This window comes from Bradyrhizobium sp. LB14.3, assembly GCF_040547985.1.
Lineage (GTDB): Bacteria > Pseudomonadota > Alphaproteobacteria > Rhizobiales > Xanthobacteraceae > Bradyrhizobium.
The window spans coordinates 214523-227328 of the sequence record NZ_JBEPQT010000005.1; the positions used below are offsets into that span (position 1 = coordinate 214523).

The following is a 12806-nucleotide window of genomic DNA, read 5'->3' on the forward strand; positions in this document are numbered from 1 at the left end:
TGGTCATCAGGCCGTCATGACGTCACCAATCATTCATCGCGTCACCACCCTTGATCTCGCCGTGCGGCCGATCGTCTGGCCGTTCGCCGAGGAGCGGCGCGCCGAGATCGCCGCGCATTTCGCCGAGAAGCAGCGTGAGCGGCCGAAGATCTGGAACGGCCGTGTCCTGCTCGGGCGTGATCCCGTGTTTACGGATGGCCATTTCACCGCGACCTATTTCGAGACCGATTTCGCGAGCTTCCTCGCCTGGCGCGACTGGGGCATTCCCGACAAAGCCGTGTTCAACGGTTTCGGCATGGGCGCGCTGCGCACCTCCGACGGCGCCTTCGTAATGGGCGAGATGGCACAGCACACCGCCAACGGCGGGCGCATCTATTTCCCATCGGGCACGCCCGACCTTGACGACGTCAGGGGCGACACGCTCGACATTTCCGGCAGCGTTGTCCGCGAACTCGAGGAAGAGACCGGCCTGACCGCGGCCGACTACCGGGCCGAGCCGGACTGGCATTGCGTCGTCTCCGGGCCCACGATTGCAATGATGCAAATCATCAACCTGGACATGCCGGGTGACGTGGCGCGTGCGCGGATCGAAGCCAATCTGGCGCGCGAGGCTGAGCCGGAGCTCTCGGCTATCCATCTCGTGCACGGGATGAGTGATCTCACGCCGTCCATGCCGCGATTTGTCACGGCCTTCGTCGAGCAGCAGTTCGCGTCGCGCTGATGCGCGAGGCTTGACATCGCTGCGCTCAGCCCATGTGATGGGCAAAAAGCAAAAGCAAAAAGACTGCAATGCACAATCGTCCAGGGAGGTTTTGATGCGCGTGCGCATGGCTGCCCGCTTCGTGCGTGGGCTGTTGGTCGCGATATCAGCGACGGGCTTGGCGGTCTCCGCCCAGGCTCAAGAGAAGAAGATCAAGATCGGCGTCGTTTTCGATTTGACCGGACCTCTCGCCGGCGGCGGCTCTGAGCTCGGCTATATCGGCGCAAAGATCATCCTCGACCACTTCGCCAGGACCGGCGTCGAGGGTTACAAGATCGAGGCGGTCTATGCCGACGCGCAGAGCAAGCCCGACATCGCCATCAACGAATCCGTCCGCCTGCTCGAGCAGGAGAAGGTCGACATGGTGCTCGGCTTCTTCTCGTCGGCGCAATGCGTGCCGGTGGCCGCGCGCGTCGAGCAGCTCAAGAAGTTCATGTGGATGACGACCTGCATCTCGTCAGCCGTGTTCAACGAGAAGGGTTACAAATACGTGTTCCGCCCGCAGGCGAGCGGCGACCAGTTCGGCATGATGACGATGGATTTCATCGCGCAGAACGCCAAGGCGAAGTTCGACAAGGAGCCGAAGGATCTGCGCGTCGCCATCATCCACGAGGACGGCGCCTATGGCGTCGACGTGTCCAAGGGCAACGAAGCCGGCGCGAAGAAGGCCGGCTTCAACGTCGTGATGAAAGAGGGCTATTCGGCCACCGCACCTGACCTCTCCGCGCTGGTGACCAAGTTGAAGCGCGCCAAGCCCGACGTGATCTTCCACACCGGCTACAATCCGGACATTACGCTGCTGTTGCGCCAAGCCCGCGAGCAGGGCCTGAAGTTCGGCGCGCTGATGGGGCATGGCGCGGGCTACGGCGTCTATGAGAAGCTGAAGGAAGGCATGGGCGCCGATGCCACCTACATCTTCAACACCGATCCCATCTCGATCTGGCTTGCCAACCAGAAGACCATGGATCCGAAGCTCCCTGCGGTGATCAAGATGGTCGGCGAGGAGTTCGACAAGATCCGGCCCGGCGTCGCCATCCGCTCGGCTCATGTCGGCATCGGCGCGTCCAACACGTATGTGTTCATGAATGACGTCCTGCCGCGCGCGATCAAGAAGTACGGTGGCGTCGATCCGGATGCGCTGCGCAAAGCGGCGCTCGACACCGACATCCCAGAGGGCGGCACCATGCTCGGCTTCGGCGTCAAATTCTACGGCGAGGGCACGCCGATGGCCGGGCAGAACGAGCGCTCGTTCCCGGTCGTGATCCAGTACATCGACGATAAATCCTCGGTGGTGTGGCCCAAGAGCCAGGCGCAGCGCGAGGCCGTGCTGCCGCTGCCGAAGGGCACCACCTACAGCAACCAGTAGCGCAAATACGCGGAGCAAGGAGGGCGGGGCGGTGCTGGAAGTCAGCGGGCTGGTGAAGCGGTTTGGTGGCTTCACCGCTGTCAACACCGTGTCGTTCAAAGTCGATCGGGGCGAGATCCTCGGCCTGATCGGCCCCAACGGCTCGGGCAAGAGCACGATCTTCAACATGCTCTCCGGCACGCTGGCGCCGACGTCCGGTTCGATCCTGTTCGGCGGCTCCGAGATCGCGGGTCTCGCACCACATCGGATCATCAACAGCGGTATAGGGCGCACCTTCCAGATCCCGCGGCCGTTCCGCCGCCTCACCATTTTCGAGAACGTCGCGCTTGCTGGATTCTACGGCCAGGGCCGCCACAGCCGTGCCAAAGCAGAGGAGGCGGCCGAGCGATCGCTGGCCATGGTCGGCCTGCCGACCGATCGCCACGCCAGCGTCGATGGCCTCGGCGCAGCCGGCCTGAAAAAGCTCGAACTGGCGAAAGCACTCGCGACTGCGCCAAAACTGCTGCTCGCCGACGAGAGCCTCGGCGGGCTCGACGAAGCCGAGATGGGCCAGGCCGCCGACATGCTGCGCAACATCCGCGACGAGCTCGGCATCACCATCATCTGGGTCGAGCACATCATGGGCGTCCTGATGCGCGTCGTCGATCGCGTGATGGTGCTCGACCACGGCGAAAAGATCTCGGAAGGTTTGCCGAGCGCGGTTGCCGGCGATCCGCGCGTCATCGAGGTCTATCTCGGCACCGATGCCGAGACCACGCAGGCCGCGGCCGCCGAAGCGCGCCGCCGCGCGGGAGGATAGTCGATGCTGGAGCTCCGCGCCGTCAATGCCGGTTATGGCACCTTCCAGGCGCTGTTCGACGTCAATCTCGACGTGAAGGCCGGCGAGGCGGTCGGCGTCATTGGCCCTAACGGCGCCGGCAAGACCACCTTGATGCGCGTCATTTCCGGCCTGATCCGTCCCGCGCGTGGGTCGATCGCGATGGAGGGCATCGACCTCGTGGCGACGCCGTCGCACAAGATCGTCAGTCTCGGGATCGCGCATGTGCCGGAGAACCGGCGGCTGTTTCCGCAGCTCTCGGTCGACGACAATCTCAAGATGGGCGCCTTCATGAAGGAGGCGCGCGGCCATTATGCCGAGCGGCTGGACGTCGTGTTCGATCTGTTTCCGCGCCTGAAGGAGCGCCGCCATCAGATGGCCGGCACCATGTCCGGCGGCGAGCAGCAAATGTGCGCGATCGGACGCGCGTTGATGTCGAATCCAAAACTGCTGCTGCTCGACGAACCGTCGGCGGGGCTGGCGCCAGTGGTGGTTCAGCAGGTGTTCGAGCTGGTGAAGCGGATCCGTGCAAGCGGGCTGACCGTGCTGATCGTCGAGCAGAATGTGCAGCAGGTGCTGAAAGTGGTCGATCGTGCCTATCTGATCGAGGCGGGCACGATCAGGTCCTCAGGCACCTCGGCCGAGATGCTGGCGAGCGACACGGTCAAGGAAGCGTATCTCGGGGTGTGAGGTTCATGCGGGCATGCAAGCATTTTTGGACATTTTCGACATCTACCTGCTGGAGGCCGTGATCAACGGCATCCTGCTCGGCGGCGTGCTGGCGCTGCTCGCGCTCGGGCTCAACCTGATCTTCGGCGTCATCGACGTGACCTGGATTTGCTACGCCGAGCTGGTGATGATCGGCATGTACGCCATGTATTTCATGGTGCAGCATTACGGCATCAGCTATTTCGTCGCCGCGCCGCTTACCATCCTGCTGGTCGCGGTGCTCGGCGCGGCGCTGCATTACCTCGTGATCGCGCCGCTGCTCACAGCGCCTCCGATCAACCAATTGCTCGCGACCGGCGGGGTGCTGTTCGTGCTCCAGAGTTTTGCCACCGTCGCCTTCGGCATCGACTTTCGCAACCTCGGCATCCGCCTGCCGGTGCTCGCCTTCGGCGAAATGCATTTTAGCTATGCGCGGCTGCTGTCCTTTCTGGCGGCGCTGGTCGGCATGGTCGTGGTCTATCTGTTCATGACGCGGACCTTCACCGGCACCGCGATCCGGGCGATCTCGCAGGACCGGCAGATCATGGCGCTGATGGGCGTCGACACCAAGCGGATCTATCTCATTACCTCGGCACTCGGCGGCGCTCTGGCCGGGCTCGCCGCCTGCCTGCTGGTTCTGCAATATGACGTGCATCCCTTCGTCGGTCTGTCGTTCGGGCCGATCACCTTCCTGATCTGCGTGCTCGGCGGCCTCGGTAATTTCATCGGCGGCTTCATCGCCGCCTTCGTGTTCGCCGAGATCATCTCGCTTGGCGGCCTGTTCTCCGATCTCGAATGGGGCTATGTGCTCGCCTTCGCCTTCTTCATCGTCATGATGTTCATCCGGCCCGCGGGCCTGCTGGCGAGGCGCCGATGATGGGGCAGGGGCGGCTTGCAGCCTGGGCGATAGGATTAGCGGCGCTGGTCGCGCTGCCCTTCGTCTATCGCGATCCCTATCATCTGCACATCCTGGTGCTGATCCTGATCTGGTCGTTCGCCTATACGTCCTGGTCGATGATGGGGCGGTTCGGCCTCGTCTCGCTCGGCCATGGCGGTTTCATGGGTATCGGCGCCTATGTCACCGCACTGCTCTGGAATCATCTGGGATGGTCACCCTGGATCGGCATCCCCATCGGCATGGTCGCGGCCGGCGCGCTGGCGCTGATCGTCGGCTATCCCTGTTTCCGCTTCCGCATCACCGGGCACTATTTCGTGCTGGTGACGCTCGCGCTCTCCGGGATCGTGCTCCAGGTCATCACGGCGACGCGCGACTATACCGGCGGCTCGCTCGGCTACACGCCGAACCGGGCCCCGGGCAACAAGCTCCTGGCGCTGCAATTCGACGACAAGATCACCTGGTACCTGATCGCGCTCGGGGTCTGGCTGTTCGGCATCGTTGTCTGGCACTGGGTTGACCGCAGCATGGCCCGCTATGCGCTGGAGGCGATCTCGGAAGACGAGGACGCTGCGGCCGCCGCCGGCGTCGACGTCACGGCGGAGAAGCTGAAGATCACGCTGCTCAGCGCGGTGATGACGGCGCTCGCCGGCGCGATCTATTGCCAGTACCAGATGTTCATCACGCCCGACACCGTCAGCGGCATCGCGGTGTCGCTCCAGATGGTGTTCGCCGCCATCGTCGGCGGCCTGTTCGTCTCGCTCGGCCCGACCTTCGGCGCCGTCATCACGATCCTGCTGGCCGAGACCTTGCGCATCGGCTTTGGCACCAAGGCGGTCGGCTGGGACAATCTCGTCTACGGCGTCTTGCTCGTGCTTTTCATCATATTCCTTCCCAAGGGTATCCTTGGTAGCTTGCTCGATCGATTGAAGCCGCAACGCAAGGTGCCCCGCGCTCATGAGCAAGAAGCCGTCCAAATCGCTCGCCCAGGAACTTGACCGCTACATCACGCCGTTCCGCTACGATGGATCGGGCAAGTTTCATCTCAAGGACCACAAGACCGACGCGAAGGGCGACCTCGACAAGGAGAAGGGGCAGGAGCTTCTCGACGCCAACAAGAAGCGGCTGATCGCGTTTCAGGAGAAGCTCTACGCCCAGGACCGCTGGTCGGTGCTAATCGTGTTCCAGGCGATGGACGCCGGCGGCAAGGATTCTGCGATCAAGGCGATCTTCGAGGGCATCAATCCGCAGGGCTGCGAAGTCAGTGCGTTCAAGGCGCCGAGCAGCAAGGAGCTCGACCACGACTTCCTCTGGCGTCACGTGATCGCGCTGCCGGAACGCGGCCATATCGGCATCTTCAACCGCTCTCATTACGAGGAATGTCTGGTGACGCGCGTGCATCCGGAGATCCTTGCCAAAGAGAAGCTGCCGCAAAAGCTCGTCAAGAACATCTGGAAAGAGCGGTTTGAGGACATCTCCGCCTTCGAGCGCTATCTCTCGCGTAACGGCACCGTGGTGCTGAAATTCTTCCTCAACCTGTCCAAGGACGAGCAGCGCGAGCGCTTCCTCGACCGGCTGGAGGATCCGTCCAAGCAGTGGAAGTTCTCCATGGACGACATCAAGGAACGTGCGCTGTGGCCGCGCTACCAGGCGGTCTATCAGGACATCGTGCGCCACACGGCAACGCCGCATGCGCCGTGGTATGTCGTGCCGGCCGATCACAAATGGTTCGCCCGCGTCGTGATCGGGTCGGCCATCGTCGCAGCGCTCGAAAAGCTCGATTTGCGCTTTCCGCGCGCCGACAAGGTGTCGCGGGAGGAATTCGGCGAGGTGCGCAACGTGCTGGAGAAAGAGGGCAAGGGAAGCAAGGGGCGAGCGAAGTGACAGTCGATTGGCGCGAAGCCCGCCCACTCGTGGTCACGGACAAAAAACGCGAAAACAACCCCATGCACAGTAGCCGAGGATAGCGAAATCAATGGCTTGACGGACACTATAAACGGCTGCGGATTTTACGAAGCCGTTTGACTCGTCGGGCAAAACAGGAGCAGGATGTCACCATCGCCCCCGTCGTCCCCTCAATACCCGCGGCCCCACCAGTAGCAGAGGCGCTCGACATTGGTGGGAAGGACGGCCTCGTAATTTGCCCACTGCCGAAGGGAATTTATTCCGCGGTCCGCTGCGGCTTATCTGTCGCAGTGAGATGGAACGCGTCCTGAAATGTGATACCTCAGGCGGTCGATCCCGCTTGACAGTTTTGTGTCACGGGTGGAGCATCGCAATGGTCGCAAACAAGCGACGCGCAATGTCCACATCAAGAGCAAGGGGAGGTCTATGACACCACCTCCGCAGACCCAGCCGCGTTAATTGCGATGGAGCTCGTTCGGACTATCGCATAGCGGCAGAATCCGCGAACGGCACGCCGGGTCAAGGTTTAGTGGGCTGCATCAGTAAGGCAAAGCCCCTACCTGCCCGGCGCTGTATTGTGCATCACATCGATCATGTCGGATGGCCGTGACGAGGCCGCCGCGACAGGCGTTTTTGACATCCTGCCTCTCTCCTCCTCATCGCCGTCATTCCGGGGCCGACTCCCGGAATGACGGGAGAGGTTGCGCGTACTGCGTCTAATACGCGCCCGGTGTCTCCGAGACCGCGGTTCCCGTTTCTGCGTTGCGGCAAATGCCAAGAGAATGTCGCCGCATCGGCAAATTTCCGACACAGGACCGGGGCGAATAACGCCTTCCGACATGACGCATGCGCTTCGGTGATGACGATTCCGATTCCGCCGGCGCTTTTGTTTTTTTCCAGGGAATCCTCGTGTCGCAAAAGCTTGCCCCGGCGCTCTTCGCCGTTCTCTTCCTCGCGATCTCCTCTTTCACCAGCGCTCGCGCAGAGCCGCCGGCCGCCAACAGTGCTGCTGCAGTGTCGCCGGAGGAGGCCAAGCGCGCGCTGGAGACGCTCCAGGACGACAAGAAGCGCGCGCAGATGATCGATACGCTACGCGCGATCGCGAATGCGCCCGGTCAGCAGCAACCCGCGCCCGAGCAGAAATCGCCGATCCCGCTCGCGGCCGACGGCCTCGGTGCGCAGCTCATGCTCACCGTGTCTGAGGAGATCGGCGAAATTTCGCGAGACGTCGCCGATATGGCCAGGACGCTCACACACTTCCCGGCGTTCTACTACTGGATCGTGCAGACCGCGAACGACCCCGCGGCCTATAATCTCCTGATCGAGATCGGTTGGAAGCTAGCGCTGGTGTTCGGCTGCGCCTATTGCGCCGAATGGGTGATGTTCCGTCTGATCCGGCGCCCCGTCGCGTTCCTGGAAGTGCGCATGCCGCAAACGGCGCGTCTGCCGGTGCAGGTGTTGCCCATTGCCGATCCGCCGTCATCCGTGGCCGATGTCACCCCTGCGCCCGAATTGCACAGGCGCCGCCACAGCCTGGCGCGGGCTTGGCAGGTCATGCTGCGGCTGCCCCTCGTGCTGGGACGCTTCCTGCTCGAGTTGCTTCCGGTGTTGGTCTTTGTCGGCGCCGCCACGGCGCTGCTCGGCACAGAGATCGGCGAGCCCACCACCGTCCGCCTCGTGATCCTCGCGGTCATCAATGCCTACGCGTTCTCGCGCGCGCTCATCTGTGCGGTCCGTGCGCTGGCGGGACCGTTCGGCTTGTTTCCGGTCAGGGCCGAAACCGCGGCCTATATCGAGATCTGGGCGCGTCGTATCGTCGGTGTCGGCGTCTCCGGCATCGCCTTCGCCAACGTGGCGCTGCTGCTCGGCCTGCATCGCGCCGGCTATGCCGCGCTCCTGCGCATGGTGATGCTGGTCGTGCATCTCTTCGTCGTCGTCATCATCCTGCAAAGCCGCCGCCAGGTCGCCGAAGCCATCCGCGCGCCGGCCGACCGGCAGGGGATCGCGGCGCGACTGCGCAACCGCATTGCGGGCGGCTGGCACTATCTTGCCATCGCACTCGATCTTGCGCTGTGGGCCGTGTGGGCGCTGAACATCCGCAACGGCTATTCGCTGCTGCTGCAATACTTCGTCGGCACCATCGCGGTGGTGCTGATCACGCGTGTTGCCATCATGCTGACGCTGGGCTTGATCGACCGCGGCTTCCGCATCAAGCCGGAGATCCTCCAGCGCTTTCCGGGTCTCGAGATCCGCGCCAACCGCTACCTGCCGCTGCTGCGCAAGATCGTATCCAGCGTGATCGCCTTCATCGGCTTGGTGGCCGTGCTCGAAGTCTGGGGCGTCGATGCCATCGTCTGGTTCTATGGTGGCCAGATCGGCAGCCGGCTGATCTCGGCGGTGATGACGATCGGCGTTGCCGTACTCATCGCGGCGGCGATCTGGGAAGCCAGCAACGCGCTGCTGGACCGCCAGATCAATACGCTGTCGCGCGACGGGCACTATGCCCGCGCCGCGCGGCTGCGGACCTTTCAGCCGATGCTGCGGACGGCCTTGCTCTGCGTGATCGCCTCCGTCGTCGGCCTCACGGCGCTCAGCGAGATCGGCGTCAACGTCGCGCCGCTGCTGGCGGGCGCCGGCATCGTCGGCATCGCCATCGGTTTCGGTTCGCAAAAGCTGGTGCAGGATCTGATCACCGGTCTATTCCTGCTGCTGGAGAACACCGTCCAGGTCGGCGACAGCGTCAGCGTGTCGGGACTATCAGGCGTGGTCGAGAACGTCTCGATCCGGACTATCAGGCTCCGTGCCGGCGACGGTGCCGTGCACATCGTGCCGTTCAGCGCGGTGACGACCATCACCAACGCCAGCCGCGGCGCCGGCAATGCGTCCGTCAGCGTCAACGTCGCCTACAAGGAAGACACCGACCGCGCCGGTCAGATCCTCAAGGATATCGTCGACGAGATGCGCCGCGAGGTGGAATTCCGCGCGTTGATCCGCGGCGATCTCGATCTCTGGGGCATCGACAAGGTCGACGGCGCCATGGTCTCGATCGTCGGCCAGATCCGCTGCACAGAGGCCGGACGCTGGCCGGTGCAGCGCGAATTCAACCGCCGCATGAAACAGCGCTTCCAACAGAACGGCATCGAGGTCGCATCCCCCACCCAGACCATCTTGATGCACGTCGCGCCTCCGGCTGATAGCGCCGCCAATTTGACGCCAAGGCGGGCGGCCGTATAGTCGCTCCGCTAAATTTCCGACTTGCCTCGGCCCGTCCGGCAGCGTTCACTCCGGCCCCAGCCCGTTGACAACATGCGGGCGGCAAAAAGGGTGGGAGAGACTGATGCGGGGGCTGTGGGCCGGATTGCGCGGCCGTGCGATGGTTGTGGGCGCGCTGATTGGATGTACGACGGGGATCGCACCTGCGAGCGCGCAGCCGTTTCCGTCGCGTCCCATCACCCTCGTGGTGCCGTTCGCTGCGGGCGGTCCGACCGACACGCTGGCGCGCATCCTGTCCGAACGCATCGCCGCCGAACTGCACACGACGGTCGTGGTCGAAAACGTGGCCGGCGCCTCCGGCAGCATCGCCGGCGCCCGCGTTGCGCGCGCAACGCCTGACGGCACCACGATCACGATCGGTCATTGGGGCACGCATGTGCTCAACGGCGCGATCTTCAAGCTGCCCTACGACGTGATCGCCGATTTCGAACCGGTCGCGACGATTGCGATGGGCACGCAGCTCATCGTCGGCCGAAAGTCGCTCGAGGCCAACAATCTGAAAGAGATGATCGCCTGGCTGAAGGCCAACCCCGGCAAGGCGACTGCCGGCACAGCCGGCGCCGGCACGGGCGCCCATGTCGCCGGTGTCTTCTTCAAGGGAAGGACCGGCACCGATTTTCAGTTCGTGCCTTATCGCGGCGCAGGGCCTGCCATGATCGACCTCGTGGCCGGGCAGATCGACATCATGTTCGATCAGGCCTCTAATTCTCTGCCACAATACAAGAACAATGCGATCAAGGCGTTCGCGGTGACGTCGCCGACACGGCTCGCGTCTGCGCCCGACATTCCGACCGTCGACGAGGCGGGCCTACCCGGCCTCTACATTTCCTACTGGCACGGCATCTGGGCGCCGAAGAGCACGCCGAAGGAGATCGTCACAAAGCTCAACGCGGCCATCGTGACCGTGCTTGCCGATCCCTCCGTCAAGCAGCGTTTTGGCGAACTGGGGCAGGAGATTCCGCCAGCGGATCAGCAAACGCCCGCGGCGCTCGGAGCCTTCCAGAAGGCCGAGACCGAAAAATGGTGGCCGATCGTGAAGGCCGCCGATATCAAGGCGGAATAATACCACTTCCTCATCCTGAGGAGCCCGCGTCTCGAAGGATGCGCCGCGGGAGAGAGCAGGGCCTGCATTGTTCGAGACGCGCGAAGACGCGCTCCTCACCATGAGGAGCGGGAGTCTTGCGGCGTTAATCATTTCTCGCGCGCAACTGCCGGTCTTCACGAAAATCTCGCTGCGGTGCGAGATCACAATCAATGCCTGAGTTTCTACGTCCTTGATATCAGGTGAGGGGTGGCCGACAATGATTGCGGCTCAACAAGAAACTCCCTGGGGGAATTCGTGAATAGACCTGCTCGGGTCAGCGCCCATTCGACGTCATCCGACACCGCGCACGGCATGACGCTGCTGCGCGATCCCTTGCTCAACAAGGGCACCGCCTTCACGGCGCAGGACCGCGACGCGCTCGGCTTGCGCGGCCTGCTGCCGCCTTGCGTGCTGACGATGGAGACCCAGGTCGAGCGCGTGCTCACCAATCTACGCACGCTGCCGACCGATCTCGAGAAATACGTCGCGCTGAATGCGCTGCACGACCGCAACGAGGCGCTTTTCTTCCGCGTCGTCGTCGACAATATCGACGAGATCCAGCCTATCATCTACACGCCGACGGTCGGGCTCGCCTGCCAGAAATACGGCCTGATCTTCCAGCGGCCACGGGGCATGTTCATATCCTCGCGCGATCGGGGCCAGATCGGCGAAATCCTGAAGAACTGGCCTTACCCAGCCAAGCTGATCGTCGTCACCGACGGCGAGCGCATCCTGGGCCTCGGCGATCTCGGCGCCAACGGCATGGGCATTCCGGTCGGAAAACTCTCGCTCTATTCGGCCTGCGCCGGCGTGCATCCCGAACTGTGCCTGCCGATCGTGCTCGATGTCGGCACCAACAACGAAGAGCTCCTGAACGATCCCTATTACCTCGGCCTGCGCGAGCGGCGTCTCACCGGCGAGGCTTATGACAGCTTCGTCGACGAATTCATGGTCGCCGCGCGAAAGACCTTCCCCGGTGTGCTGATCCAGTTCGAGGATTTCGCCAATCATTCGGCGTTCAAGCTGCTGCACAAATATCGGGATGACGCCTGCGTCTTCAACGACGACATCCAGGGCACCGCAGCGGTGGCGCTCGCCGGCCTTTTCTCGGCCTTGCGCATCAACGGCGGCAAGCTCAGGGATCAGCGTATCCTGTTCCTTGGCGCAGGCGAGGCTGCGACCGGCATCGCCGACCTCGTGGTCTCCGCCATGATGGCCGAGGGCGCCTCGGAGGCGGAAGCGCTGCGCCGCAACTGGCTGGTGGATTCGCGCGGTCTCGTCGTTAGCAGCCGCGAAGGCCTCTCCGGTCACAAGCTCCGTTATGCCCTTGCCGATCAGGCGCCGATCGCCGACTTCCTTACCGCGATCAAGACGCTGAAGCCGACGGCGATCATCGGCGTTGCCGCGGTCGGCGGCGCCTTCACACCCGACGTACTGAAGGCAATGGCCGAGCTCAACGAGCAGCCGATCGTGTTTGCGCTCTCCAACCCGACCTCGAAAGCCGAATGTTCTGCGGAAGATGCCTATCGCTACACCGCGGGCCGCGCGCTGTTTGCCTGCGGCAGCCCGTATGACCCGGTCAAGCTCGACGGCCGCACCTTCGTGCCGCGCCAGGGCAACAACTCCTACATCTTCCCGGGCGTCGGCCTCGGCGTCATCGCCAGCCGTTCACGGCTGGTGACGGACGAGATGTTCATGGCCGCCGCCCATACGCTCGCCAATTGCGTCGGCAAGGACGATCTTGCGCAGGGCAGCCTCTACCCGGCGCTGCCGCGCATCCGCGAGGTCTCGGTTCGCATCGCCGCCGCCGTCGCCGACGTCGCTTTTCAGCGCGGGCTCGCGGACGGACCCGCGCCGAACGACGTGAAAGGCCTGGTCCAGTCGCAGATGTACGAGCCGAAATACTGAGCGTGATGACTTTTGATTGACTCGATCTGGCGGCTGGCCCGGTCACCTCTCCCGCTTGCGGGAGAGGTCGGCGCGCTTGCGCCGGGTGAG

At 63.5% G+C, this 12806-nt stretch carries 10 protein-coding genes; all 10 read left to right on the plus strand.

Features of this window, described 5'->3' with window-relative positions; translation table 11 throughout:
- Positions 1 to 16: 16 nt before the first annotated feature.
- A complete protein-coding gene (locus ABIB00_RS13595) occupies positions 17 to 721 on the plus strand; it encodes an NUDIX hydrolase (RefSeq protein WP_354104679.1) in 705 nt (234 codons plus the stop codon).
- 94 nt (positions 722 to 815) lie between these two features.
- The gene (locus ABIB00_RS13600; protein ID WP_354104680.1) at positions 816 to 2126 is read left to right on the plus strand and encodes an ABC transporter substrate-binding protein; all 1311 of its coding nucleotides are present in this window, start codon (positions 816 to 818) and stop codon (positions 2124 to 2126) included.
- Positions 2127 to 2157: 31 nt separating this feature from the next.
- Positions 2158 to 2925 carry an ABC transporter ATP-binding protein gene (locus ABIB00_RS13605; RefSeq protein WP_354104681.1) on the plus strand — a complete coding sequence of 256 codons (768 nt, stop codon included), beginning with the start codon at positions 2158 to 2160 and terminating at the stop codon, positions 2923 to 2925.
- A gap of 3 nt (positions 2926 to 2928) precedes the next feature.
- Positions 2929 to 3633, plus strand: a complete 705-nt coding sequence (locus ABIB00_RS13610; protein ID WP_354104682.1) for an ABC transporter ATP-binding protein — start codon at positions 2929 to 2931, stop codon at positions 3631 to 3633.
- A 13-nt stretch (positions 3634 to 3646) separates the two neighbouring features.
- Complete coding sequence (locus ABIB00_RS13615) at positions 3647 to 4528, plus strand: branched-chain amino acid ABC transporter permease (RefSeq protein ID WP_247341396.1); 882 nt, start codon at positions 3647 to 3649, stop codon at positions 4526 to 4528.
- Positions 4525 to 5544 (plus strand): branched-chain amino acid ABC transporter permease, encoded by a 1020-nt coding sequence (locus tag ABIB00_RS13620; RefSeq protein ID WP_354104683.1) that lies wholly within the window; start codon positions 4525 to 4527, stop codon positions 5542 to 5544. The genes ABIB00_RS13615 and ABIB00_RS13620 overlap by 4 nt, the downstream gene beginning before the upstream one ends.
- On the plus strand, positions 5504 to 6430 hold the full coding sequence (locus tag ABIB00_RS13625) for a polyphosphate kinase 2 family protein (protein WP_354104684.1): 927 nt from the start codon (positions 5504 to 5506) through the stop codon (positions 6428 to 6430). The genes ABIB00_RS13620 and ABIB00_RS13625 overlap by 41 nt, the downstream gene beginning before the upstream one ends.
- A 930-nt stretch (positions 6431 to 7360) precedes the next feature.
- Positions 7361 to 9685, plus strand: a complete 2325-nt coding sequence (locus tag ABIB00_RS13630) for a mechanosensitive ion channel domain-containing protein (protein WP_354104685.1) — start codon at positions 7361 to 7363, stop codon at positions 9683 to 9685.
- Between the two features lie 103 nt (positions 9686 to 9788).
- On the plus strand, positions 9789 to 10787 hold the full coding sequence (locus ABIB00_RS13635) for a tripartite tricarboxylate transporter substrate-binding protein (RefSeq protein ID WP_354104686.1): 999 nt from the start codon (positions 9789 to 9791) through the stop codon (positions 10785 to 10787).
- A gap of 276 nt (positions 10788 to 11063) precedes the next feature.
- Entirely contained in the window at positions 11064 to 12716 is a 1653-nt protein-coding gene (locus ABIB00_RS13640) for an NAD-dependent malic enzyme (RefSeq protein WP_354104687.1), read from the plus strand.
- Positions 12717 to 12806: the final 90 nt, after the last annotated feature.

Excerpts from the sequence above, each read along its gene's own strand:
- ABIB00_RS13595 (WP_354104679.1), top strand. The coding sequence starts at position 17 with ATGACGTCACCAATCATTCATCGCGTCACCACCCTTGATCTCGCCGTG.
- ABIB00_RS13600 (WP_354104680.1), top strand. The coding sequence starts at position 816 with ATGCGCGTGCGCATGGCTGCCCGCTTCGTGCGTGGGCTGTTGGTCGCG.
- ABIB00_RS13610 (WP_354104682.1), top strand. The coding sequence starts at position 2,929 with ATGCTGGAGCTCCGCGCCGTCAATGCCGGTTATGGCACCTTCCAGGCG.
- ABIB00_RS13615 (WP_247341396.1), top strand. The coding sequence starts at position 3,647 with ATGCAAGCATTTTTGGACATTTTCGACATCTACCTGCTGGAGGCCGTG.
- ABIB00_RS13620 (WP_354104683.1), top strand. The coding sequence starts at position 4,525 with ATGATGGGGCAGGGGCGGCTTGCAGCCTGGGCGATAGGATTAGCGGCG.
- ABIB00_RS13625 (WP_354104684.1), top strand. The coding sequence starts at position 5,504 with ATGAGCAAGAAGCCGTCCAAATCGCTCGCCCAGGAACTTGACCGCTAC.
- ABIB00_RS13635 (WP_354104686.1), top strand. The coding sequence starts at position 9,789 with ATGCGGGGGCTGTGGGCCGGATTGCGCGGCCGTGCGATGGTTGTGGGC.